This is a genomic window from Streptomyces sp. NPDC021080 (genome assembly GCF_044333225.1).
In the GTDB taxonomy this organism is placed as follows: Bacteria; Actinomycetota; Actinomycetes; order Streptomycetales; family Streptomycetaceae; genus Streptomyces.
In genome coordinates, this window is sequence record NZ_JBIRQM010000006.1 from 119070 (window position 1) to 141618 (window position 22549).

Annotated in this window: 18 protein-coding genes and 4 pseudogenes; 15 read left to right on the forward strand and 7 right to left on the reverse strand. The window is 69.6% G+C overall.

Annotated features, from left to right (window positions below; translation table 11 throughout):
- Window positions 1-139 precede the first annotated feature (139 nt).
- Together ACH4S8_RS16335 and ACH4S8_RS16340 are read right to left on the reverse strand one after the other, a co-directional pair.
- Window positions 140-718, reverse strand: a complete 579-nt coding sequence (locus tag ACH4S8_RS16335; RefSeq protein ID WP_398394318.1) for a flavoprotein — start codon at window positions 716-718, stop codon at window positions 140-142.
- Entirely contained in the window at window positions 700-1935 is a 1236-nt protein-coding gene (locus ACH4S8_RS16340; protein WP_398394320.1) for a helix-turn-helix domain-containing protein, read from the reverse strand. Before ACH4S8_RS16340 ends, ACH4S8_RS16335 begins: the two co-directional genes overlap by 19 nt.
- 449 nt (window positions 1936-2384) lie before the next feature.
- Here ACH4S8_RS16340 and ACH4S8_RS16345 point away from each other — a divergent pair, with 449 nt between their 5' ends.
- The 4 genes from ACH4S8_RS16345 (at window position 2385) to ACH4S8_RS16360 (ending at window position 9643) form a co-directional block, all read left to right on the forward strand.
- Entirely contained in the window at window positions 2385-3542 is a 1158-nt protein-coding gene (locus ACH4S8_RS16345) for a pentapeptide repeat-containing protein (RefSeq protein WP_398394322.1), read from the forward strand.
- Between the two features lie 345 nt (window positions 3543-3887).
- Window positions 3888-4229: a CU044_2847 family protein gene (locus ACH4S8_RS16350; RefSeq protein ID WP_398394324.1), complete on the forward strand. Its 342-nt coding sequence runs from the start codon at window positions 3888-3890 to the stop codon at window positions 4227-4229.
- Entirely contained in the window at window positions 4208-8296 is a 4089-nt protein-coding gene (locus tag ACH4S8_RS16355; RefSeq protein ID WP_398394326.1) for a trypsin-like peptidase domain-containing protein, read from the forward strand. Before ACH4S8_RS16350 ends, ACH4S8_RS16355 begins: the two co-directional genes overlap by 22 nt.
- A gap of 561 nt (window positions 8297-8857) precedes the next feature.
- Window positions 8858-9643 carry a DUF3592 domain-containing protein gene (locus ACH4S8_RS16360; protein ID WP_398394329.1) on the forward strand — a complete coding sequence of 262 codons (786 nt, stop codon included), beginning with the start codon at window positions 8858-8860 and terminating at the stop codon, window positions 9641-9643.
- 144 nt (window positions 9644-9787) lie between these two features.
- Here the strand turns inward: ACH4S8_RS16360 and ACH4S8_RS16365 are convergent.
- Window positions 9788-10072 (reverse strand): annotated as a pseudogene (locus tag ACH4S8_RS16365) (site-specific integrase); the annotation flags it as partial.
- Between the two features lie 430 nt (window positions 10073-10502).
- Here ACH4S8_RS16365 and ACH4S8_RS16370 point away from each other — a divergent pair.
- Entirely contained in the window at window positions 10503-10625 is a 123-nt protein-coding gene (locus ACH4S8_RS16370; protein WP_398394331.1) for a hypothetical protein, read from the forward strand.
- Between the two features lie 434 nt (window positions 10626-11059).
- Here ACH4S8_RS16370 and ACH4S8_RS16375 read toward each other — a convergent pair whose 3' ends face one another.
- Complete coding sequence (locus ACH4S8_RS16375) at window positions 11060-11656, reverse strand: hypothetical protein (protein ID WP_398394333.1); 597 nt, start codon at window positions 11654-11656, stop codon at window positions 11060-11062.
- A gap of 306 nt (window positions 11657-11962) precedes the next feature.
- Here ACH4S8_RS16375 and ACH4S8_RS16380 point away from each other — a divergent pair.
- Window positions 11963-12320: pseudogene (locus ACH4S8_RS16380) on the forward strand (hypothetical protein).
- Window positions 12321-12449: 129 nt separating this feature from the next.
- Here ACH4S8_RS16380 and ACH4S8_RS16385 read toward each other — a convergent pair.
- Window positions 12450-12980, reverse strand: coding sequence for a GNAT family N-acetyltransferase (locus ACH4S8_RS16385; protein ID WP_398394335.1), 531 nt, complete (start codon window positions 12978-12980; stop codon window positions 12450-12452).
- A gap of 49 nt (window positions 12981-13029) precedes the next feature.
- Window positions 13030-13752, reverse strand: a pseudogene (locus ACH4S8_RS16390) (histone H1-like repetitive region-containing protein); the annotation flags it as partial.
- Window positions 13753-13762: 10 nt separating this feature from the next.
- On the opposite strand from ACH4S8_RS16390, the pseudogene ACH4S8_RS16395 reads away from it, so the two are divergent.
- Window positions 13763-14101, forward strand: a pseudogene (locus tag ACH4S8_RS16395) (ATP-dependent DNA ligase); the annotation flags it as partial.
- A gap of 178 nt (window positions 14102-14279) precedes the next feature.
- Here the strand turns inward: ACH4S8_RS16395 and ACH4S8_RS16400 are convergent.
- Entirely contained in the window at window positions 14280-15083 is an 804-nt protein-coding gene (locus ACH4S8_RS16400) for a nuclease-related domain-containing protein (RefSeq protein WP_398394337.1), read from the reverse strand.
- A gap of 99 nt (window positions 15084-15182) precedes the next feature.
- Here ACH4S8_RS16400 and ACH4S8_RS16405 point away from each other — a divergent pair, with 99 nt between their 5' ends.
- The 8 genes from ACH4S8_RS16405 to ACH4S8_RS16440 all read left to right on the forward strand — a co-directional run bounded on the left by ACH4S8_RS16405 (window position 15183) and on the right by ACH4S8_RS16440 (window position 22542).
- Window positions 15183-15689 carry a dual specificity protein phosphatase family protein gene (locus ACH4S8_RS16405; RefSeq protein ID WP_398394339.1) on the forward strand — a complete coding sequence of 169 codons (507 nt, stop codon included), beginning with the start codon at window positions 15183-15185 and terminating at the stop codon, window positions 15687-15689.
- A 151-nt stretch (window positions 15690-15840) separates the two neighbouring features.
- Window positions 15841-16020, forward strand: a complete 180-nt coding sequence (locus tag ACH4S8_RS16410; protein ID WP_398394341.1) for a hypothetical protein — start codon at window positions 15841-15843, stop codon at window positions 16018-16020.
- Window positions 16017-16841, forward strand: a complete 825-nt coding sequence (locus ACH4S8_RS16415; RefSeq protein WP_398394343.1) for a hypothetical protein — start codon at window positions 16017-16019, stop codon at window positions 16839-16841. The genes ACH4S8_RS16410 and ACH4S8_RS16415 overlap by 4 nt, the downstream gene beginning before the upstream one ends.
- Window positions 16838-18121 (forward strand): ATP-binding protein, encoded by a 1284-nt coding sequence (locus tag ACH4S8_RS16420; protein ID WP_398394345.1) that lies wholly within the window; start codon window positions 16838-16840, stop codon window positions 18119-18121. The genes ACH4S8_RS16415 and ACH4S8_RS16420 overlap by 4 nt, the downstream gene beginning before the upstream one ends.
- A gap of 71 nt (window positions 18122-18192) precedes the next feature.
- Window positions 18193-18969: an SH3 domain-containing protein gene (locus tag ACH4S8_RS16425; RefSeq protein ID WP_398394347.1), complete on the forward strand. Its 777-nt coding sequence runs from the start codon at window positions 18193-18195 to the stop codon at window positions 18967-18969.
- Between the two features lie 80 nt (window positions 18970-19049).
- The gene (locus ACH4S8_RS16430; RefSeq protein WP_398394349.1) at window positions 19050-20426 is read left to right on the forward strand and encodes an FtsW/RodA/SpoVE family cell cycle protein; all 1377 of its coding nucleotides are present in this window, start codon (window positions 19050-19052) and stop codon (window positions 20424-20426) included.
- Window positions 20423-21880 (forward strand): penicillin-binding transpeptidase domain-containing protein, encoded by a 1458-nt coding sequence (locus ACH4S8_RS16435; protein ID WP_398394351.1) that lies wholly within the window; start codon window positions 20423-20425, stop codon window positions 21878-21880. The genes ACH4S8_RS16430 and ACH4S8_RS16435 overlap by 4 nt, the downstream gene beginning before the upstream one ends.
- A gap of 188 nt (window positions 21881-22068) precedes the next feature.
- Entirely contained in the window at window positions 22069-22542 is a 474-nt protein-coding gene (locus ACH4S8_RS16440) for a DUF3291 domain-containing protein (RefSeq protein WP_398394353.1), read from the forward strand.
- The last annotated feature ends 7 nt before the right edge of the window (window positions 22543-22549 follow it).

Here is a 22549-nt window from a genome sequence, read left to right on the forward strand (position 1 = left end):
GCGGGAGTGAGACTCCCTAACTCGCCGCCCCGCTCATTGCTCCCTGACATGACAACGAGCATGCGGCCGGATGCAGCAGAGGACCCGGACAGACTGTCCGGGTCCTCTTTCCTTACAGATCAGCTGTGTTGACGGTTCGTCATTGAGTCGCCTCGTCCACGGCGTCCAGCACTGCGCCCCATGGGAGTTCGCGCCCTGCCGGCGCCCCCCTCGGCTCGCACAACGGCCAAACGTCTGGCCCATAGACGACGCGTACTCCTCCAGCCCGAAGGGCGTCGATATGGCCTTGCCACGCGGGGTGGCGGGCGTGCGCGGCGTTCACCCGAGGGAAGACGATGACCGGCAGGCCAAGAGTGCCGATCGCCTCGCCAACCTGGGTCAGAGCTTGGTTGTCCATCAAGCCAGTCGCAAGCTTGGCAACCATGTTCGCCGACGCGGGAGCGACCACGTAGCAGTCGACGGGCGGATGAGGCCGAGCCTCTCCAGGGAGACGTGGTTCATCGCGTACAGGAAGACCTGTGAGCTTCTCCAGCCGCTCAACCTCACCGCTCATTCGCAACCACTGAGCTGCGGTCGGGGTGAGTGTCACGGCCACCCGCCATCCGCGGTCCATCGCGGGTTCGACGAGACCCGTACGCAGTGCCTCCACTCCCCCTGCCGCCGACCCGACGACTCCGAGCGTCCCGCGCTTGCCCGACCTCACTGCACCGCCCTGCACCGTTGCGCCATCACGAATACCTCGGACGAACGCGAACCGCCGGTTACCGGGGACTGCTTGATCAAGTCCCGCAACGTGTCACGCACCCTCGGATTGTTGCGCACGAGCTGCGGCGACGTGCGCTCAGCCGTGCGCAGTTCCGCATACGCCTCGTCCCCCTGGCCGGCGAGGGACAGAGCGCGCGCGTAGTCGATGCGATGCGAGACGCTGCGCTCTTTCGGCATGTGGTCGACGTTGATCCGACCGTGCGCCACGACATACGAGACGTTGTCGAGGTCCAACTCGATGGACAGACGGTGGAGCAACACGTTCGTCGGCCCGAATCCGGTCTGCCAGTAGTTCTCGTCCGCCCCGAGGTCGTCCGCGAGTTCTTCTGCGCGGTCCAAGAGTGCCGTAGCGGTGAGGCGGTCCTGATGCCGCGCTGCCGCGACTGCGGCGCGCAGGTGGATCATCCCCAACAGGCTGAGTGCTGCCGGATCATGCTCCGTCAACTGAGATGACAGCCATGCTGCGGCCGTGTTGCCCAATTCGAGGGCATCGTCATACCGGCCGTTGGCCAGCAGGGCATGCGTGCCGGACCGCGCAGCGGACGCCAGCACGAGCGGATCGTCCGACTCGTCGGCGGCTCGCATCGCGCGCTCAGCGGAGAGCCACGAGATGTCCGACTCACCGATCTTGGCGAGCGTCGTCGCCGCAAGGTGGTGGGTTCGGGCCGACACCGCCCAGCAATCACCCCGGTCCTCACCACGGCGCCCGGCTCGCTCCTCCAGCTCCTGGGCCGTCTGGAGCAATGCCGGAAGCGCGGCGATGACACTGCCGAGCCTTCCGCCCTGGTAGTCGTTCCAGGTCTGCTCCACGCGCACGGCCGCAGGGGCAGGCGTCGGAAGCTGTGTTTCAGCGTCGGGACCGAAGAGTAGACGTGAGAGGCGACGCGGGCTCATGAGGGCGTCGCGCACGGCGGGGACATCGTCTTGGTGCCGCTCGTCTTCCATGAGCACGACCTGGCCGAGCAGATCCCCGAGCGGCACGCGCAGGATGCGCGACAGTTCCGCGAGCATGTCGATCCGGGGCGGCTTCCGGCGCCCGGTCTCGATCTTCGCAAGCCAGTCAGTGCTACGGCCGACTAAGCCGGCCAACACCTCTTGCGTGTGGCCGCGACGCTTCCGGTAGAACGCGATGCGCTCACCGATGCTGAGGTGATCTCCAAGACCACGCATTGCGCGTTGCCTCCCGGTTGTAGGGGCCAGCTTCACGGTACCGAGCCAGCCGCCACGCTGGACAGATGGTTCTCCTGTCCTCCCGACCAAGCTTGAGGCGCCCAACAGCCGAGGACCCTGACAAATTGTCCGGGTCTAATCCGTGTGGCCGAGATCCACGGAGGGGACGGAAGGTGTCCCGACTGTCCGAATATGGACCGCGACCTGCACAAACAGGTGGGACAGCAGGAACCTGGGCTGCCCCACCCGTCCCAGCGGGTTGCCACACCGGCCCACTCAGCGACTCTGTATTTGCGTAACAGCCTCTACTGAGCCCAGGCACTCACTACTGTTCGTCCATGAGCGACGAGAGGTCCTCCACCCCAGAACAACCAGACGCAAAGCGTGGCCACAGAACCTTGGGACTATGGCCAATATGGTATGCACTCACAGCATGCTTGATCACGGCGATGTCTCTCGTCGTCTCTGCTTGGCTGCTTTTTAATTGGCTGATTGGGTCGCCACCAAAGGCATCACCTAAACCTTTGGACATCACAACCCAACTCGAATTGGCCAAGCTAGCGTTCGCTACAGTGGCGGGACTCGGCGCCCTGGTGGCATTGGTAACTGCCTACCGGAAACAACGCATAGACGAAGTGGCGCAAATACTCGCCCGCCAAGTGGCCCGCGACACCAATCACGACGCAACCGAACGTCGAATAACGGACCTGTTCGGCCAATCCGTAGAACAATTGGGGCACGAACAGGCGCCAGTTCGCCTTGGCGGTTTATACTCACTCGAGCGTCTAGCGCAAGACAACCCGGACCACCGCGACACAGTGGTATCCGTCATATGTGCTTATCTGAGAATGCCGTTTCTTGCTCAGCGCGCTCCTGGCGTGGCACGCCAAGGGGTTACCTACCCTCTCGAACTTCTTGACACCTTGGACCGGCCAGGGCAACAGGAATTGCAAGTTCGCTTGACGGCACAGGGAATCCTAACCAAGCATGTCTTTCGGAGCACCCACTCAAACTCGAACTACTGGCCAGGGATTCATCTCGACCTATCCGGAGCGGAGCTAATTCACTTCTCACTGTCTGAATGCAAGGTTCGGATAGCAAATTTCGAAGGCGCTCGATTCATCGGCGGAGCCGGATTCCGCAAGGCTGAATTCACACAGATCGCCACCTTTATTGGAGCCAGCTTCCAAGGCATGGCCAACTTCAAAGAGGCAAATTTCACGCATTCGGCAAACTTTGATGGCGCCATATTCCAAGGAGCAACCGACTTCACTAAATCAACATTTGGCAGCATGGTAACTTTCAGTGGAACAAGCTTCGACAATGACGTAAATTTCACCGAAGCCAAGTTCTCGGGTTCGGCAATTTTTACGTCAGCCAAATTCACTGCCGCCACCCACTTCAACCAAGCCTCGCTTCGGGAGTGCACATTCTACGGATCGGAATTCAGCGGTTTCGCTGTCTTTGACTCTGCACGCTTCCACGCAGAACCCGACTTTGATGGAGCATCAGCGAGCCATCCAAACGACGATCACTCATGGCCCGGCCGCTGGCGCACGGATCCGACCGCTGCAACGGGCTTGGCACCCTTGGTCAGTTGGGAGTAGGTATAGACCGACCCGCTTCGGGTGGACCTGACAGCAATCGAGAGTATGAAACTGGTTGTGTCCCAGCTGTCCGACTGTCCCAATACCGCACTTGAGCTGCACAAACAGGTAGGACACCTGAAGCAGTGGCTGTCCCACCTGTCCGGTCCCGCTGACGACTGTCCCACGTTTAGCGATCGGCAGTGGAGGGCGGGGCGGCGCGCTCACCTGACTGCCGAGTCGCGCTGCGCGCAGGGGGTTTATCTCCGACGACCACGCGCTGTCAGTGTGCTGTGCCACGATGTCGCTACGGCCCGCTCCGGGCTCATCACAGACGTTCGGGCCAACGCCTGGGGGGAACGCACAATGACAGAGGACGACCGCACGATGAGAGAGACCGTGGTGGTCCCAGTGACCCAGGACGGGGTGCGCATCCATGTATTCGCGGACTCCACCGAGTCCGAGGCAGGCGGCGAGGAGACCGAGATCAGCGCCCGTCGTCCCGACCTCGGCCACGTCATGTCCGGGCTGAACACGGTGGCACGAGCCATGGGTGAGCAAGCCCGGCAGAGCACAGCGAGCAAAGTGACGGTGGAGTTCGGCTGCGACATCGCCCTGGAGTCGGGCTCTCTGGTGGCCGCCATCGGCAAGGCGAGCGCCAAGTCGGCGTTCAAGGTCACGCTCGAATGGGACAGCACCTCGGCGTGACGGCCCGTCCCCCAGGGTGGCAGGAGTCAGCACTGTCGGACTCCGTCGTCGCACTCGAAGTTCCTTCGCCCGACGGCGATCCGCTCGCTGTGGGTACCGGCTTCTTCGTGGCGCCGGGCGTGGTCGCCACGTGTGCCCACGTGGTTGCCGCCTCGGCCGCGGAGTTGCCACGCAGGATCGTTGGCCGCATCGCCTCACGCTCGCTGGTCCTGGAGCTCCAGGCACATCCGGAGCAGTACTTCCTGACCCCGAGGGACGGGCTCGACCTGGCATTCCTCCAGGTCACCGACGCCGACCGACATGAGAGCCCCGCCGCCCTACCTCTGTCTGACCGGCTGACCGTTGGGGACGCGCTTTGGACCCATGGGCACCCGTCCGGCATGTTCCGCGCCGGGCAGTCCGCGACCTTCACCTATGAGGGCACGTCTGCACGTGCCTTCGAACGACCGAACAGCCTGCACCGTCTGCGCGGCGCAGTGGTGACCGGCGGGTTTAGCGGCAGTCCCGTACTCAACCGCCGGACGGGGTGCGTGGCCGGCATGCTCACCACCGCCGACCGGAACGGCAGTTCGCACATGGTCGGGGCGCGTGAGCTGACCGCCCGGCTTGATCCCGACTGGTGCGACACCCGGTGGAACGCCGACTGTCGAACCTGGCTGGGCACGCTGTCGGACGCGCAGATCGAGGCGGGCGGCTGGCCCTTTCTCGGACCACGGCTGCGCGAGTTCCTAGACATCTCCGCGCGGGCAGCCCGGGAGCACCCGTACCCAGGCGTGGTCCCGGGCACGGTGCCGCCGCCGCTGTCCTCGGTCTATGTCCACCAGCACGCAACAACGTATCGGGGCCTCGACTCGGTGCCGGGCGACGGAGTACGGACCCCCGCCGACGAGCTCTTGGACGACCCCGACGACGTGATCGTCTTCGGCGGACCAGGTTTCGGGAAGTCGAGTCTGCTGCGGTCCTGGATCACCACTGCCGCTCGCAGGTGGACCGAGGAGCATTTCTACCACTCGGTTCCCGTTTTGGTAAGGGCTGCAGACCTAGTCGGCGACCGGCCCTTCGCGATCCTTCTGCACGACGCCGTCTCACGGGAGTTGAGCGGCGCCGGGCTGGTCAGCCCTATCCGCGAGGACCTCTTCGCTTCTCCCCCGGCGCCGGGCGTGCGCTGGTTGCTGCTGGTGGACGGCTTGGACGAGGTGATGAACCCGGAGGAGCGGCAGCGTGTTCTGGGCAAGCTCGCCTCGATCCGGGAACAGGACGCGTACGCGCGCCAATTCCGTTTCGTCCTGGCGACCAGGCCCACCCTCGACGTCCGGGACATACCGGAACCTCGTTTTCGCTACTGTTCGTTGCTGCCCTTCGACATCCAGCAGTTGCCCGGGTTTGCCCGCGCCTGGTTCACCGCCTTGGGCCTACCTGAGCCAGAGGCGAGGACCAGCGCCTTCCTGGATCACGTCAGGATCCCGAGCGTGCGGCACCTGGCGACGGTGCCGCTGATGGCGACCATGCTCTGCCAGCTGCACGCCGACTCCGGCCAGGAGCCGCTGCCTCGGGGCCGCTGGGCGCTGTACACGCGGTTCATGGACCTGCTCCGCGCCAAGCAGTACGACGGGCCAGCCAACGTGCTGGAGCAGGCGCACGCCGTGCTGGACCGCCACGGCGCCGAGGGGGCCCGCGCGGCGGAAGGACTCGGTGCTCTAACGGATCACGTCCTGCGGGAGCTTGCACTGGCCAAGTACGGCGGAGACATCACACCCGAGCGGCAGTTGATCGAACGGTGGACGGGCCACCTGCGACCCGCCTCGCTCCATACCGAGCGGTGGAACGCATTGTGCGAGGAGGTACTGCTGCGCGGCGGGCTCGTCGTCCGGCGGGGCGGCGGCCTGGAGTTCGTCCACCAGACGCTACTCGAACACCTCGCGGCGCAGGCCACGGTCGGGGACCCTGAGCGGAACCGGGCCGCTTACCGGTCAATCATTGGCGGCTGGCCACGCGGACGCCGGGTGGCCCCGCTGGCCGCTGTCGAGAGTCCCTATGTCGACTTCCTCGTCTCCTCCTGGTCCGGCCGTCCGGGGTTCGCGCGGCTGCTCGCGCACTGGTCCAGGGAGCTGCACGGCGCTCAGTACGTCGCTCGGCTGAGCAGTGAGGGCGCCGCCCTTCCCCCGCGGGTGCTGCGGGTGGCCACGAGGGAACTGTTCGCGGTGGTCCGCGACGAGCGGCGCGACCCGTTTACCCGGCTACAGGCCGCCCGGGCGCTGGTGGACTTCGGGGACGCCCGGGGCACTGCGGAGATTTCCTCGTTCGCGGCCTTTCCCACGCACGACCTGGGATCCCGGCTGCACGCCGCAGAGATGCTCGCGGACCTCGGCGCCGCAGACGCCAATGAGCTGCCAGCCTCCGTGGCCAGCAACCAGGAAGCAGACGCGGGGCGCAGGATCAGGGCCGCCGAGATCCTGGGGCGGCTCGGTGATGAGCGCGGCGCGATGGCGCTGGCGGACCTCGCCCGGTCCTCCGAGACCTGGTGGGTGGACCGATTGCGCGCTGCGGAGTCACTGGACCGCATCGCGCCCGAGAGTGCCGTTGCCATCCTGCTCGGCATCGCCGTCGACGGCCGGGCCCTCCCCCATGTCCGGTCCGCCGCGGTGGAAGCGCTCGCTCGGCTCCACCCGCACTTCGCCTTCCGGTACCTGCGGGAGGCCGCCGGAAACCGGGAGCACCCCGTATCCTCCCGGAACCGAGCACTGGAGGCCATGGAGTGGCTGGGCGGAAAGGACTCAGTCGAGTTCATGGCCCGGATCGCCCAAGACCCTTCGGAGGACCGTCTCCTGCGATTGTCGGCCGCCGACAGGCTCTCCCGGCTCCGGGACCCCCGCGTCGTGGACACCCTGGTCCAGTTGCTAACTGGGCCGTCCGACGAGCCAGGGCTGATCCTACGGGCGGCCGAGGCGCTGGCCCGACATGGCGATCCCAGAGCGGCCGACGCGCTGACCGCGATCGAGACGATGGAGCGGGTGACCGGACCGGAGCGACTCCAGGCGGGCCGAGTATTGCTCTCCCTCTCCGACCCGCGGGGCCAGGACGTCCTGTACACCTTGGCCGTCGACCCCGCAGTCGAGATCGAGCTGCGACTCCAGGCCGCCGCAGCGCTAGACGGCGTACAGGATCCGCGGGCGCTATACCCGCTCACCGTCATCGCGCTGCATCCTTCAGCGCCCCGGGCATCTCAGATCCTGGCCGCCGAACACCTCGACCAGTTCCGCACGCGCAAGGCCGCCGACGCCCTACTGTCCGTACTGGTCAACCCGGAACTTCTGGAGCAGATGCGGGTGCGGGCCGGCACGCTACTAGCGGACCTCGGCGACGGCCGGGCACGCCACTGCCTGGAGAGGCTCACCCAATCGGCATTCAGTACAGCGGCGCGGATCCGCGCCGCCAGCGCGCTGGGCAAAATCGCCCCGAAGGACGGGTACCGGGCACTGGAGGAGCTACTAACGGACGCGTCAGTCGACGCGGATTCGTGCGTCCGGGTACTGGAGACCCTGTGCCGGGCGCACCCGGAGCGGGCCAGGCAGGTGCTGCCCGACGTGGCGGCTGACGCCCACCATGAGACGGCGGTTCGGCTCCGCGCGCTGGCGCTGACCCGGGGTCGCCTGCTGCCGGAGACGAGTGCCGCCCACCGGGCGATCGCCGCCGCCCCGTACACGTCAGCGACGGTCCGCGGGGGCGCGGTCCAGGTTTTGCAGCACATGGGCGGCGCGGACGCCCTGGATCTGCTCGAACGGCTAGCCAAGGAGGAACCCAACCGCTACGTCCAGACCAGGGTGCTGATCGCCCTGGCTCAGCTGCAGCATGCACCGGCGGCAGCTGCGGCTCGGGACTTCGTATCCGATCCCCAGGTGTCCGTGCAGAACAAGTTCGAAGTGCTCCAGGTGTTGGCTGGCTCCCCCGTTGGGGAGCTGCGCCAGATCGTCCGGGACGTCTCGCTCGGCGCGGTCCCCTCCGTTCTTCTGCAGAACCACTGCAGCGCACTGCTCGCAAAAGCAGGGGGATTCGCAGGCGCCGACTGACCGCCGACTACGACGAAGCCTTGGTCCGACCCCGATAGAGCATCTTGGCATCGGATCTGTCGCTCGTCGGCGTCATCACGGCGCGCAGGAGCGGGATGCTCTAGCTCTCCTCCAGAGCACCGAACCTCTCCGTCGGCGTTGGGAGTCAACTCCCCGATTACATCTCGCGAGTGAGGGGCGAGTGACTAACGTTTGCCGTCAGCCTCATAGTCAGGTCCTTGCAGGTCAGATACCCCTATGCGTTGCGATGGCTCTTGCCCTCCGGAGCCGTGTGCGCAGGTTCGAATCCTGTCGGGGGCACCCCTTATGAGGTGCCCAAAGACCCCGGCCTCAGCGGAAACGCTGAGGCCGGGGTCTTCGCGTTTGTGCAGGCGGATGCAGCCCGAAGCGGCTCTGTGTCGGGGGCCGTGGATGGGATCTTGGTCTGTTGCCGCGGGCCGAGCCCGGGAACGAACACATCCTCCGGGCAAGGACGCGGAGCCTCGGACACAGGGCCGGATATCACTACAACCTCAGCGGCGATCGGTGTGTCCTAGCCCGTAACGGGGCGAGGAGGCGCAGATGAGTGAGCGCAGGTCCGTACAGAGCGACAGCCGGGGGAAGTACCGCTTCCTCAAGGGGTGGGCCTCGCTGGCAGGCGTCTCGGCCTTCGTCGTGTGGCTCGTGTTCGATCCGTTCGAGCTGACCTGGAACCAGGTCTTCGGCGGCGCGGTGGCGCTGTCCGCAGCGGGCGCCATCGCGAGCTTGCTGTTACGCCGGTGGGGCTGGGCTCGTCGTTGGGCCGGTCGGATTCCTCCGCCGGGCCGCCTCGCGGCGGGGCTGGTCTCCAGGCTTGGTGTGCCATCGGCGCTGCTGGACCCCCGCTGGGCCAGAGCCCGATCGACTGCTGTGGGTTTCCTGTTGTTCGCCACCGTGGCCGGATTCATGGGATGGAAAGCCGGCCAGGAGGACCAGACGCTGCAGAACCTCCGGGAGCACGGGCACAGGACCGAAGCGACCGTAGTCGCCATTTCCGGCCGGTCGGAGGAAGGCCGGGCGAACTCCTTGACCGTGCGCTTCAGTACACCGTTCAGCACGGTGCAAGCGGATATCGATGTCGGAGACGGCTCGGGAAACGACGCGAAGCCCGGAGGCCACGTATCCATCGTCTACAACCCGTCGGACCCCACCGAGGTCCGCCACGTCAGCCGTCTGGACGGGTCCGACGCCGACGGGATTCGACAGGGTTCTGTGGTGATCGGACTGCTCGCGGCAGGTTTTCTGGTGGGGACCGCCCGGGAGGTGGTGCGTGTCAAGGAGCAGACGGAAGCAGGCAAGACGCCGGACACCCCCCGCCCCGGAGCCTGAAAGCCACGATGCAATTCGCGATCAGGCCTTGCGATGTCAGCCCGGCTTCGCCGGTCTGACAGGCCACCACATAGTGCTGGGTGGAAAGGATGAGGCCCCTGGCGGGGACGTCAGGGGCCTCGGATGCGGGCCGGGGTGCTGCCCGTACTCGCGAAGCAGGTCCTCGATCCGTCGGTTGGCGACATCCTGCCGCCCGTCGAGGCACTTCGCGTAGCGGGTCAGCAGGACCTCGACACTGTTGCCGACCCGCTCCGCGACCTCGGTGGGGTCGACGCCCGCATTGAGCCACGTCGACTGGGCAGAGTGCCGAAGGTCGTACGGACTCCTTGTGAGCGGCGAGGCCGCGACGGCCGACGGCAGCGCGAACACCTGAGCTTCCTGCCACACGCGGTGGTGCGTGGAGGACGGGACGACGGCCCCTTTCTCGCTTTTCTCACTGAACAGGCGTGGACCAGGACAGATTGTCCGGGTCCGGCAAACCTGAGTTTGGAGTGTCCGGGCTGTCCGGTCACAGACGGCTGCAACACTCTGGGTGGTGCAGCCCACCGGTGAAGCCGACTTCTCATAGGCGCAGGAGTCGTAGACGACTTCCAGAGCGATCTATGCCACTGCACCTTATTCGCGGCCGACTCCGAGCCAGTCATGCCCTGACTGCCTCGACCATCACTTGCAGGTCAAGTCTTCGGTTCCTCGGCATATCGGGCTCCGGTTCAGGCATTCGGAGACTGGCCGAGATCTGCACCGTTGAGCGCCCCGACCCGAGTTCACCTGGCTGCTCCGGCCGAGGGTTGTTCCGAAGCAGACCGACCAGGAGTTCGCCCCAACCTCCGATGAGTCGCACGCCCAATCACCCAAGGCCGTGCCCGAGGAGGTGTACAGGTCCATGGCCGCTCTCGCGCTGGAGAGGCTGGACCGGTCGTTGCGCACGATTACTGCCGCCTGCACCCTGCTTCCGCTTGACGACCTGATCGCACCGACCTGATCGCACAGGCCTGCGCGAGCACGTCGGTGGCGACCGTCTTGATGCCGGCGCAATGCCACGTGCTGGAGCTGGAAGTGATCGGATTCGTGTTGCCGTAAGCACGCCAGGCGTCGGCGTCCGTAGCTACCTCTCCGCGGAACGGAACGAATCCCCATCGCGGGGCGATGAGGGTCGGCCCGGCAGCAATCGGGCGTTTCGCGCAAGCGGTCGAGAGGTCAGGCGCGGCTGTCAATGGGCTCAGATTCGCGCCATCTGCGGTACAGAAAGCCACCACGCGATATTCGTGATCAAGGAAACTGCCCGGATGCCGTCCTGCGGTGGCCCTGTCGCGGTGACGGGTGCGCATCAAGGGCCCGGAAAGCGCGCGTTGTTCGCCCGTCCCGAAGTCTCCGTGAGGCTCGACCGTGGAGTCGGCCCTCGACCCGGGCGGTGACTCAGTTCGCCCAGTCCCAGGTGGTTCCGCGAGGCTGGGCGCCCATCTCGGACATGAACGAGTCGGTGCCGTCCGCCGGCAACGGGTTCTGCTTGGAGGCCAGCTCGGGCGCGCACACCTCCCAGTAAAGGGTCCTGGTCCCGTACGGGGCGATGCCGGCGTCCTGGCTGAGCGTCTTGAGCGGACCGTCCACGTCGTCGGGGTACTCCCCGTCGGCGTGCTTGGGTGTGTAGGACGTACAGAAAGCCTGCCTGATGGAGATGACGGCCGTGTCGGAGCGGTTCTCGTAGACGGTCATCACGTTCACGCATGTGCTGGTCGCGTCGCCGTCGTGCCATTCGGTCAGAGCGACCGATCCCTGTGGAACGCGGGCCCGCGCAGTCACCGGCGCCGGGGAGACAGCCGATTCGAGGGTGGCCGACGTGGAGCCGGCAGCCGGTGCGGAGGTCGGCGTGGGGGTGGCCGTGACGGTGATGGTCTCGGTGACCGTGACCGTGGGGGCCGCCTTGGCGGTGGACCGCGGGGCGTGGCTTCCGCGACCGGCAGCGAGGAGCGGGAGCGCGCAGGCAGCTACGGCGGGAAAGAACCGGCGGACCATGTCTGCCCTTCACGTTCGGCTGGATGACTGCGGCAGGCACGGGTCAGCCGGTTCGGTTCGTGTGGGCACGAAAGCGGGGGCAGCCACCTGACGTTCGGTACGACGCGGATCATAGCTGCGGAGAGAACCACGGGCAGAGCTCCGGGCGGAGCTGCGGAGACCGCCACGGGCAGAGCTCCGGGCAGAGCTGCGGACAGGACCCGGCTTCTCCCGTCGCCGCAGGTCGCTGTCCTCTTGTCCTCACCTCTGCGCACCCGTCTCCGCGCCGCAGGGCCCCGCGCCGTGGCTCCCTCCTGTGCTGCTCGGATGATCATGCCGATCGGGCTGGTGGTATTCGACTGCGACGGGGTCCTGGTCGACAGCGAGCGCATCGTTGTCCGGGTCCAGGTCGCCCTCGGTGCCGAGCTGGGCCGGCCGCTCACCGAGGGGGACGTGGTGGCCCGGTTCATCGGGCGGTCGCATGCCGCCGTCCAGGAGCAGGTCGCCGCGCGTCGAGGACAGCCGCCCCGGGGTCCTGGCCGCCCGTGCCGCCGGGATGCGCGTCCTCGGCTACGCCGGCGGGCTCACTCCGGCCGGACACCTCGAAGGCCCCGGCACCGTCGTCTTCCATGGCATGCGCGAGTTGCCTGAGCTGTTGGGGCAATCGGGCAGTTCGGGGCAGTAGGGCCAGGTGTGAACGCGGGCGTGCGTCAGGGCGTGCGTCAGGGCGTGCGTCAGGGCGTCCGGCCGGCCCCGCGGACGGCAGAGTGTCGCCTCCCGCTCAACCGCCTTACCGCCTTACCGCCTTACCGCCTTACCGCACAGCCTTCTCCAGCAGCGTGAACGACTTGGGTGTGCCGACCGGCTGTGGTTTGCCCTCCTTGTGGCCCACGATCCGGTAGCCGGCGTCGACGTAGTACCCGGTCAGACGGTCGTTGCCCGCCAGGCAGTCGAGGCGGGTCAGGGTGCGGCCCGCCTCGGCCACGCGCCGCTCGGCGGCCCGCAGAAGGCGTCGTCCCGTGCCCGGCGGAACGCGGGCGTGGTCGACCATCAGGCGGTGTACGTATCCGGCCGTCGGGGGCTGCGGGCCCCAGGCGTCCGGGTCCGCCCACCACAGTTCCCAGGCGCCCACCGCGCGGCCCCGGATCTCCGCGATCCAGACCTCTCCGTCCCGCATGATCCGGCGAAAGTGGTCCTCCCCCAGTTCGCCGGGCTGCCACTGGCCGCTGGTGCCACGGGAGTTCATCCAGCGGGCGGCGTCGTCCCGCAGGCGCACGAGGGTGGAAAGGTCTTCTCCGGCAGCCGGACGGAACTCCAGATCGCTGCGGAACTCCAGATCACTCACGCGTCGATCTTCACACAGGCCCGTACGGTGGCCGCAGCCCGAGCCGTCCTCACGCCGACGCCCGCTTGCGCGGTGCCGTCTTCTTCGCCGGCGTCTTCTTCGCGGTCGCTCTCGCCGTTGCCGTCTTCTTCGCGGCGTTCTTCTTGGCCGTCGTCCGGGAGGACACCGTGGTCCGGCCCTCCGTTCCCGGCTCCGCCGTCGTCTGTCTCGCGGTCGGCTTTCTCGCCGTGGCCCTCTTCGCCGTGGCCCTCTTCGCCGCGGTCTTCTTCGCCGCGGTCTTCTTCGCCGCGGTCTTCTTCGCCGCGGTCTTCTTCGCCGCGGTCTTCTTCGCCGCGGTCTTCTTCGCGGCGGACGTCGGCTTCTTTCCGCCCGCCTCCTTCGGCGCAGCACGGGCCAGCCCCCGGGACCTGGCCCTGCCGGACGGCAGCGGGGTGCCCTCGGCGTCCTCGCCCGTTTCGGCGGACTCCTCGCCCCGCGACTCCCTGGCCGCGCGCACGCTCTTCTCCAGGGCCGCCATCAGGTCCAGCACCTTGCCGCCGGCCTTCTCCCCGGAGGGGGCCGCGGGTGCCTCGTGGCCCTCGGCCTTGGCGGTGACGAGTTCCTCGACGGCCTCGCGGTAGTCGTCGTGCAGGTCTTCCAGGTCGATCTCGCCGAGGGTGTCCATCAGGGCGTCGGCCAGGTCGAGTTCCTTGTCGCGGACCGTGATGGCGGCGTCCGGGGCGACCTCGTCGGTGGCGCGGATCTCGTCCGGCCAGAGGAGGCCGTGCATGGCGCCGACGCCGTCCGCCGACGTCAGCGCGTACGCGAAGGAGCTGGCCGCGGAGGCGGAGAAGGCGCTGCCCCGGCAGGTCGTGCACCGGATGACGCGGAGCCTGCGGCCGGGAAAGGTGTTCGTCGACTGGAGCCAGAACTCCGGCTGGAAGACGACCGCCACCCCCTACACGCTACGGGCCCGGTCGGAGCCCACGGTGTCCGCGCCCGTGACCTGGGCGGAGGTCGAGGCATGCGGGTCGCCCGCCCAACTGGCCTTCTGGGCAACGGACATCACGCCCCGGGTGCGGGACTTCGGTGATCTCCTGGCTCCGCTGTCCGACCCGGAACGCGCCGGCCGGCTGCCCTGAACGCCATGGAACGGGGTGCCCGGTCCGGGGGTCGCCGGAGAGCGACGCTCTCGGTCCGGGGACGCTGGTGGAGCGATGCGCCCGGCCCGGGGACGCCGGCGAGTGAGCGCCGGGTCCGAAGTCGCCGCGGCGCGGGTGCCCGGTCCTGGTCTCCGTCGAACGGGTGCCCGGTCCGGGGTCACACCCGCAGCCACGTGTGCCGGTCGCGGGCCATCGCGTGCAGGGCCTCCACGTCCGCCGGTTTCAGTACGCCGCCGAGGCGTGCGAGGCCCGCGAGGTCGGTGTCGCGCAGGACCCGGACCTCGCGCGGAGGCACCGGGGTGTCCAGGCGGGCGGGGCCGACCACGACGAGGACGGCGCGGACCTCTGCCGTCAGGGCGTGGGACGCGCGGTCGGCGTCGGCGCGGATCCGGCGGAGCAGCGGGCGCGGCTCGCGCCGGCCGACGGTGACCATCGGGTCGGCGACCAGGACGCGCTGCTTGTGGGCGTACAGGGCGTGCAGGCAGAAGAGGCCGGCCGGGCCGATCAGCAGGTGGTGGATGCGGTCGCCGCCCGGGAGCGGGACCGAGTGCAGGGTGTGCCGGCCGCCGCCCTCCAGCCGGTCGAGGGCCGCCCCGACGGCCTGCTCGGCGGCGAGCGCGCGGCGGCGCGGGTCGGGGCGCAGCCGGTGCGCGGGGCCCGGGTCCCGGTCGAGGTCGATCACCAGGGCCTCGCCGGGCCGGTTCGGCGCGAGGTCGTCGTCCGGGTGCAGCGCCAGGCGGGCCAGCTCGGCCGGGGTCGGGACGGGCGGCGGCCCGACCGTCACCGGGCCGGTCAGAAACGGGCCCAGGACGTCGAGCACGTCCTCGCGCCGATCCTCGCTGAGCAGGTTGACCCTGGCCGTGTCACGGTCGTACCAGGCGACGCTCCTGCCGTCGGTCAGGCACACGTACAGGCGCTCCTGTCCGTGACGCCGGGCCGGTACGACGCGCAGTCCGTTCATGCACCATCACCCCATGACCATGGGAACAGGCGGGGTGCTCCAGGGGCAAGAACCCGGTTACCTTTGGCAGGAGTTGGGGCAGTTGGGTGGGAGGCGCCGTTGCGAACTCGCAGAAGGTATCCGGATGTTCCGGCCCCGGACAGCCCGTGGAGTGAGATCGTGCCCGGCCTGTGGATGGGCGGGCACGAATTCGCGGGACGTTCGGGACAACCGCAGTCCGCTGTCGTGCACGACGAGTTCGACCTGGTCCTGACGCTGCTGCGGCAGCCGGGGCACGGGCCCGATCCGGGGGTCGAGCATCATGTGTGGCCGATCCCGGACGGGCCGCTGGACGGCACGCAGCTCACCGGGGTCATGCGGCTCGCGCGGGCCGCCGACGACGCGCTGGAGGACGGGCGCAGGGTCCTCGTCCGCTGCCATCACGGGTACAACCGATCGGGGCTGGTCGTCGCGCACGCGCTCATCCTGGCGGGGCACACCGCCGACGACGCGATCCAGCTGATCCGGGCCCGGCGCTCGCCCTGGGCGCTGCACAACGAACTGTTCGTGGAGTACCTGCGGGCCGGGCTCCCCACGGCACGCCTCCTCGAAGAGCTCGCGGAGTAGGGCCCCGGGGCCAGGGGGCTCGTCAAGGACCGGGGGGCCGCGGCTCGGGCTCTCGCCCGGGAAGCGGGAACGGGGCGGGGAGGGGTCCCGGGCGCGGCGACCGTTCATGCGGGCAAAGGCGACCGTCCATGCGGGCAAAAGGGATTTCTGCATGAATAAGGGGTACGGGTCGGCCTGTCGTCCCGTGCCGTGCCCGCTCGCCCGGGGCGTGGCCGTCCTCGGCGGTCACCCCGCGGACGGCGCGGACGGCGTCCTTTCCTTCGCCGGTCTCGTGCGGCAGCAGCGCGGCAGCGCCCGCGGACGGGACGGCCCGGACCCGGGAGCGCAGTGATCCACAGCCGCCTCGCGCGAGGGCGCCGGCCCGGAGGAACCGGCGGGACCGCCGGGACCGGGCGCGCCGTTCTCGGCGCGGCCGCCCTCGTCACCGCCCTGGCGACGGCCCTGGCGGGCTGCGGGGACTCCGGGGAGCTGCACGGAGCGGGTACGACCCCCACCGCGGTCGGCCCGGCCAGGCTGTGGCCGCGGCTGCCGCCCGCCTCGACGCCCGCGATCGACTACGGCGAGGCGGACACCGAGACGGTCAAGGGGGTCACGGCGCCCGGCGACGACGTCCGTGCCCTGGACCCGGTCGCGGTCGTACGCGCCGAGGTCGCGGCCCATCCGGACGAGTACCGCGGGCCGCACGCGCCGTACGCCGAGACCGCCCGGCGGCTGAAGGACTGCGGGCGGCCGGGCGCGCAGGGTGGGAGGTGCCCGGTCCTGCGGGCGTACTACCGCGATCTGACCGGCGACGGGAAGGCCGACATGGTGCTCGGCATCCGCTTCCCGGCCCACCAGCTGGCGGTACGCGTGTACACGTTCCTCGGCCACCGGCTGGTGCAGGTCATGGGAACCGCGGACAGCGTGGTCAGCGTGGAACTGGCGGGCCGCGACGTGATCATCCGCTCGCCCTCGACCCTGCCGGGGTACGAGTTCCGTACGGTCTGGTCCTGGGACCCGCACCAGAGCGCCATGCTGGCGACCCGCGACGAGATCCTGCGGGTCGGACCGCCGACGCCGGCCGGGTCACCCGTACCGACGCCGGCCCCCTCCGCGCGCCGGGCCTCCCCGGCCCCCTCCCCCGCGCTCTCCCCGTCCGCGAGCGCCTCATGAGGCCGCCACTGCGTCTGCCGCACTGGACCGCCACCCTCACCTGGAAGGCGGCCGCCTTCATCGCGGTCATGTGCTGCTGTCTCGTCGCCCTGCTCGGTGCCCTCGTGCACGTCTCGGTGACCGACCAGACAGTCGGCGAGGCGCGCGACCGCGCGCTCGGCCGGCTCGCGGAGGTCACGGCGGCCTACGAGGCGGGCGACCGGCTGCCGCCGGACGCGGGTGTCGACCCTCCCGGGCTGCCCCCGCCGCTGCGGAGACTGGCGGCGGACGGGAAGCGGGGCACGATGGTCGGCGAACACGACACGCACCCGACGATGTGGGCGGCCGGGCCGGCCGGCGGAGGGCGCGCGCTGGCCGTCCGGTTCGACTACGCCCAGGGCGCGCACGCCATCGCCGCCCTGGACCGGGCGATCGTGTGGTCGTCGGCCCTGGCGATCGGCGTGACGCTGCTGGTGGGGGTGTTCGCGGTGACCCGGGTGACACGGCGGCTGCACGCGACGGCGCGGGTCGCGCGGCGGATCAGCGCGGGGGACCTGGACGCGCGCGTCAACGACCCGCGCGCCCAGGATCCGACGCGCCCGCAGGACGAGGTGGCCGCGGTCGCCGGCGCCCTCGACACGATGGCCTCGTCGTTGCAGGGCAAGCTGCTGAGCGAGCAGCGGTTCACGGCGGACGTCGCGCACGAGCTGCGCACTCCGCTGACCGGGCTGCACGCGGCGGCCGAACTGCTCCCGCCGGGACGGCCGACGGAACTGGTGCGCGACCGGGTCGCCACGCTGCGGACCCTCACCGAGGACCTGCTGGAGATCTCCCGGCTGGACGCCCGTACCGAACGTCTGGAGCTGGACTTCGAACCGCTGGTGCCGCTGGCCGAACGGGTGGTGCGCGCGTCGGGGACCGACACCGAGGTCCGGGTGGTACGGGGCACGCGGGTCGAGACCGACCGGCGCCGGCTGGAGCGGGTGCTCGGGAATCTGGTGGCGAACGCGCACAAGCACGGCAGGGGGCCGGTGGTGCTGACCCTGGACGGTCCGGTCGTCACCGTCCGGGACCACGGGGACGGTTACCCCGGTTACCTGCTGGAGCACGGTCCGCAGCGGTTCCGCACCGAGGGGGGCGCCAAGGGGCACGGGCTCGGTCTGACCATCGCGCTCGGCCAGGCCGAGGTCCTGGGGGCGCGGCTGGAGTTCTCCGACGCCCCGGACGGCGGAGCGGTGGCGACACTGACGCTCCCTCAGGACGGGCGGCGGGAGCCGGGCGTCTCCGATGGCGGAGTGTGAACTGCGGTCCCCGGCTCCCGATCCTAATGTGGCGGTAAGTCAGCTTCACCCCCTTCCTGGAGGAGCCCTCCATGTCCCTGCGGTCCACGTACACCCGAATCGGTATGGCCTTCGCCGCCGGCAGCCTCGTCGCCCTCGCCGGTGCCACCCCCGCCCTCGCCGACGGCGACGGCGGCACCGCAAGCAGTGACAACCACCAGTGGAGCAACGGCTCCGGCGGCCACCAGTGGAACGACGGCGGTGGCGACGGGGGCGGCGACGGCCGCGAGCAGAGCGGCGGGAGCGGCCACCAGTGGAGCAACGGCGACGGCGGAGGAGGGGGCGGCCAGACATGGAGCGGCGGTGGCGGTGACGGCGGGGGGCACGCTTGGAGCAACGGCGGCGGCAGCGGTGGCGGCCACACATGGAACAACGGCGGTGGCGGCAGCGGGGGCGGCCACCAGTGGGACAACGGGGGTGGCGGGGGTGACGGCCGCGAACCGGCGGCCGGGAACGCGAACGGAAACTGGAGCGGACACGGGACCGGGACCGGGAACGCGAACGGGACCGGGAACGCGAACGGGAACGCGAACGGGAACGGCTGGGGCGACGGCGCCGCGCAGAGCAACTCGCGCCTCTACCAGGGCCGGATCACCGCGCGCGGCGGGCTGGCCCTGCGCAGCTCCCCGACCCGCGGCAGCCAGCTGATCCGGGTCGCCCGGCAGGGGGAGATCGTCTCCATCTTCTGCAAGACCCCGGGCGAGAGCGTCGACGGCAACTCGCTCTGGTACCTCCTCACGGACGGCACCTGGGCCTGGGGCGCCGCGCGCTACATCGACAACATCGGCCCGGCCCCCCGCTGGTGCTGACAACCCCGGTGACGAACCGGGCCCGCCGGTTCGTCACCACATAACGGGACATCGGGTCGCCTGCTTGCTACGTTCCGGACATGATCCAGCCCGGAATGTCCGGAACGGCCGTGGCAGTGGACCCGGCCCCTCCCGCTGAACGCCTGCCCAGGCGCCGTGGCATCGAGCTCGCCCTCATCGTCGTCGCCGTCCTGCTCTGCGTGTACGGCTACTGCGCCGTCGGTCTCGCCCGGCACGGCGCCGTTCCGCCCGGCGCCGCCGGTTACGGCGCCGGGCTCGGCGTGCTCGCCCTCCTCGCCCATGTCGCCGTGCGCCTGCGGGCCCCGTACGCCGATCCGCTCGTACTGCCCATCGCCGTCCTCCTCAACGGCCTGGGCCTGGTGCTGATCTACCGGCTCGACCTGCAGACCCCGGACGACCAGGCGGCCCCCATCCAGCTCGTCTGGTCCACGCTCGGTGTCGCCTTCTTCATCGTCGTCGTGCTCTGCCTGCGCGACCACCGGGTCCTGCAGCGCTACACCTACGTCTCGGTGGCCGGAGCGCTCGCCCTGCTCGTCCTGCCGATCTTCTTCCCCGCGGTGAACGGCGCCCGCATCTGGATCCGGATCGCCGGATTCTCCATCCAGCCGGGCGAGTTCGCGAAGGTCCTGCTTGCCGTCTTCTTCGCCGGCTACCTCGCCGCCAACCGCAACGCGCTCGCCTACAGCGGCCGTCAGATCTGGCGGTTCCGGCGCCTCCAGCTGCCCACCGGCCGCGTACTCGGGCCGATCGTGGCGATCTGGCTGCTCAGCGTCCTGGTCCTGGTCCTGGAGCGGGACCTCGGAACCTCGCTGCTCTTCTTCGGCCTGTTCGTCATCCTGCTCTACGTCGCCACCGGCCGCACCGGGTGGATCGCGGTCGGGCTGCTGCTCGCCTGCGTGGGCGCGCTCGCCGTCGGCCGGCTCGAACCGCACGTCCACAGCAGGGTCGAGGACTGGCTGAACCCTTTCGCCTCGATCACCGCGGGCCAGGGCCCCAACCAACTCGCCCAGTCCCTCTTCGCGTTCGCCGCCGGCGGGATGCTGGGCACCGGTCTCGGACTCGGCCACTCGGTCCTCATCGGCTTCGCCGCCAAGTCCGACTTCATCCTGGCGACCGCGGGCGAGGAACTCGGACTGATCGGTCTGTCCGCCGTCTTCCTCCTCTACGCTCTCCTCGTCGAGCGCGGCTACCGCGCGGGCCTCGCGCTGCGCGACCCCTTCGGCCGGCTGCTCGCGGTCGGGCTCGCCTCGATCGTGGCGCTGCAGGTCTTCGTCATCGCGGGAGGCGTGACCGGCCTGATCCCGCTGACCGGCATGGCGATGCCGTTCCTCGCGCAGGGCGGCTCCTCGGTCGTCACCAACTGGATCATCGTGGCCCTGTTCATCCGGATCAGCGACTGCGCCCGCGGTCAGTACGACGGGACACCGGCGCCATGACCAAGTACATCCGCCGGGCCGTCGGACTGTGCGCCCTGCTGCTCGCGGCCCTTCTGGTCAACGCCGCCCGCGTCCAGGTCGTGCAGGCCCCGTCGTACGACCGCAATCCCGCCAACCGCCGTACGGCGATCGCCCGTTACGGCCAGCCGCGCGGGGACATCGTCGTCGACGGCCGGCCGGTCACCGGCTCCAGGGACACCGGCCGGCAGTTCCGCTACGAACGGACCTACCTGGACGGGCCGTTGTACGCGCCCGTCACCGGCTTCGCCTCGCAGCTGTACGGGAACACGCTGCTGGAGGGCACCGAGGACGGTGTCCTGTCCGGCAGCGACCCGATGCTCGCCCCGTACCCGCTGCTGAACGGACTCACCCGGGCCCGTGGCGCCGGCGGCAGGATCGTCACCACCATCGACGCGGCGGCGCAGCGGGTCGCCTACGAGGGGCTCGACGGCCGCCGGGGCGCGGTCGCCGCGATCGAGCCGTCCACCGGCCGGATCCTGGCCCTGGTCTCCACCCCGTCGTACGACCCCGGGCAGCTGGCCGGGACGGGGCCGACCGCGTCCCGGGCCTGGGCGCGGCTGAACAGCCAGGACGACAAACCGATGCTCAACCGGGCCATCCGGCAGACGTATCCGCCGGGATCGACGTTCAAGGTGCTGACCGCCGCGGCAGCGCTGGACTCGGGCGTCGTGGACGACGTGGACGCGCCGACCGGATCGCCGAACCCCTACCGGCTCCCCGGCACCACGACCAGGCTCACGAACGAGATCGAGGGCTGCGAGGACGCCTCCCTGCGGTACGCCTTCACCTGGTCCTGCAACACCGTCTTCGCGAAACTGGGCGTGGATGTCGGGCTCGACGGCATGACCCGGACGGCAGCCGGCTTCGGCTTCAACGACCGCAAGCTGCGCATCCCCCTCTCGGTGACGCCCAGCAACTTCGATCTGCGGCTCGACAACGCGCAGTTGGCGCTCTCCTCCATCGGCCAGTTCAACACCCGGGCGACACCCCTGCAGATGGCGATGATCGCGGCGGCCGTCGCGGGCGACGGCTCCGTCAAGACGCCCTATCTGGTGGATCGGACGACCTCGCGCGGCGGGGGGACGCTGACCACGACCGGGCCGCGGATCCTCCACCAGGCGATGAGCGCGTCGACGGCACAGCGCATGCGCGAGCTGATGACCGACGTGGTGGAGAAGGGCACCGGAACCGTGGCCGCCATCCCCGGTGCCACCGTCGGCGGCAAGACCGGCACCGCCCAGCACGGCCTCGGGAACTCCGGTACCCCGTACGCCTGGTTCATCTCCTGGGCCCGCGCCGACGGCGCCACGGAACCCGCGGTGGCCGTCGCGGTCGTCGTCGAGGACGCGGCGGCGGACCGGGGGGACATCACCGGGGGCGGGTTCGCGGGGCCGATCGCTCGGGCGGTGATGGAAGCGGTGCTGGACTCGTGAGAGGTCGCCCCCCCGACGCCGGGTTCGTCGCGCCTCGCGCCTGTACGGGTGCACTGTGCGGGTGCACTGTGGGCCCCCCTTCGGGCTTCCCTGTCGGGTGGCGGCCGTTGGTCCCCCGTCCGCGGCGGTGCCTCTCACTGCGTGAGACGGGGGCTGTGCCTGTCCTTGGGCCGACCTACCGTTCGGTCATGACTTCGTCGACAGCCTCGTTCGAGCTCGCCCAGGTCAACATCGCCCGCCTCGAAGCACCTTTGGATTCACCCCAGTTGAAGGACTTCGTGGATGCCCTCGAACCCGTGAACGCGGTGGCGGACGCCGCGGACGGATTCGTCTGGCGCCTTCAGGACGACTCCGGCGACGCCACGGACATCCGCGTCCTCGGCGACGCGTGGATGATGGTCAACATGTCCACCTGGCGCGACACGAACGCGCTGACGGCGTTCATGTACCAGGGCCTGCACCGCGAGCTGATGGCGCGGCGCCGCGAGTTCTTCGAGCGACTGGAGGAGGCGGTGACCGCCCTGTGGTGGGTCCCGGCCGGTCACCGCCCCACCGTCGCGGAGGCCGAGTCCCGCCTGCTGCACCTGCGCGAACACGGCCCCACCCCGCACGCCTTCACCCTGCGGACGTCCTTCCCGCCGGGGGCGGCGGACGGGCACTAGTCACTGC

Coding starts and splice junctions, on each gene's coding strand:
- ACH4S8_RS16430 (WP_398394349.1), top strand. CDS start 19,050: ATGATCCAGCCCGGAATGTCCGGAACGGCCGTGGCAGTGGACCCGGCC.
- ACH4S8_RS16345 (WP_398394322.1), top strand. CDS start 2,385: ATGTCTCTCGTCGTCTCTGCTTGGCTGCTTTTTAATTGGCTGATTGGG.
- ACH4S8_RS16340 (WP_398394320.1), bottom strand. CDS start 1,935: ATGCGTGGTCTTGGAGATCACCTCAGCATCGGTGAGCGCATCGCGTTC.
- ACH4S8_RS16375 (WP_398394333.1), bottom strand. CDS start 11,656: ATGGTCCGCCGGTTCTTTCCCGCCGTAGCTGCCTGCGCGCTCCCGCTC.
- ACH4S8_RS16410 (WP_398394341.1), top strand. CDS start 15,841: ATGAATAAGGGGTACGGGTCGGCCTGTCGTCCCGTGCCGTGCCCGCTC.
- ACH4S8_RS16355 (WP_398394326.1), top strand. CDS start 4,208: ATGGGACAGCACCTCGGCGTGACGGCCCGTCCCCCAGGGTGGCAGGAG.
- ACH4S8_RS16420 (WP_398394345.1), top strand. CDS start 16,838: ATGAGGCCGCCACTGCGTCTGCCGCACTGGACCGCCACCCTCACCTGG.
- ACH4S8_RS16350 (WP_398394324.1), top strand. CDS start 3,888: ATGACAGAGGACGACCGCACGATGAGAGAGACCGTGGTGGTCCCAGTG.
- ACH4S8_RS16400 (WP_398394337.1), bottom strand. CDS start 15,083: ATGAACGGACTGCGCGTCGTACCGGCCCGGCGTCACGGACAGGAGCGC.
- ACH4S8_RS16425 (WP_398394347.1), top strand. CDS start 18,193: ATGTCCCTGCGGTCCACGTACACCCGAATCGGTATGGCCTTCGCCGCC.
- ACH4S8_RS16360 (WP_398394329.1), top strand. CDS start 8,858: ATGAGTGAGCGCAGGTCCGTACAGAGCGACAGCCGGGGGAAGTACCGC.
- ACH4S8_RS16435 (WP_398394351.1), top strand. CDS start 20,423: ATGACCAAGTACATCCGCCGGGCCGTCGGACTGTGCGCCCTGCTGCTC.
- ACH4S8_RS16440 (WP_398394353.1), top strand. CDS start 22,069: ATGACTTCGTCGACAGCCTCGTTCGAGCTCGCCCAGGTCAACATCGCC.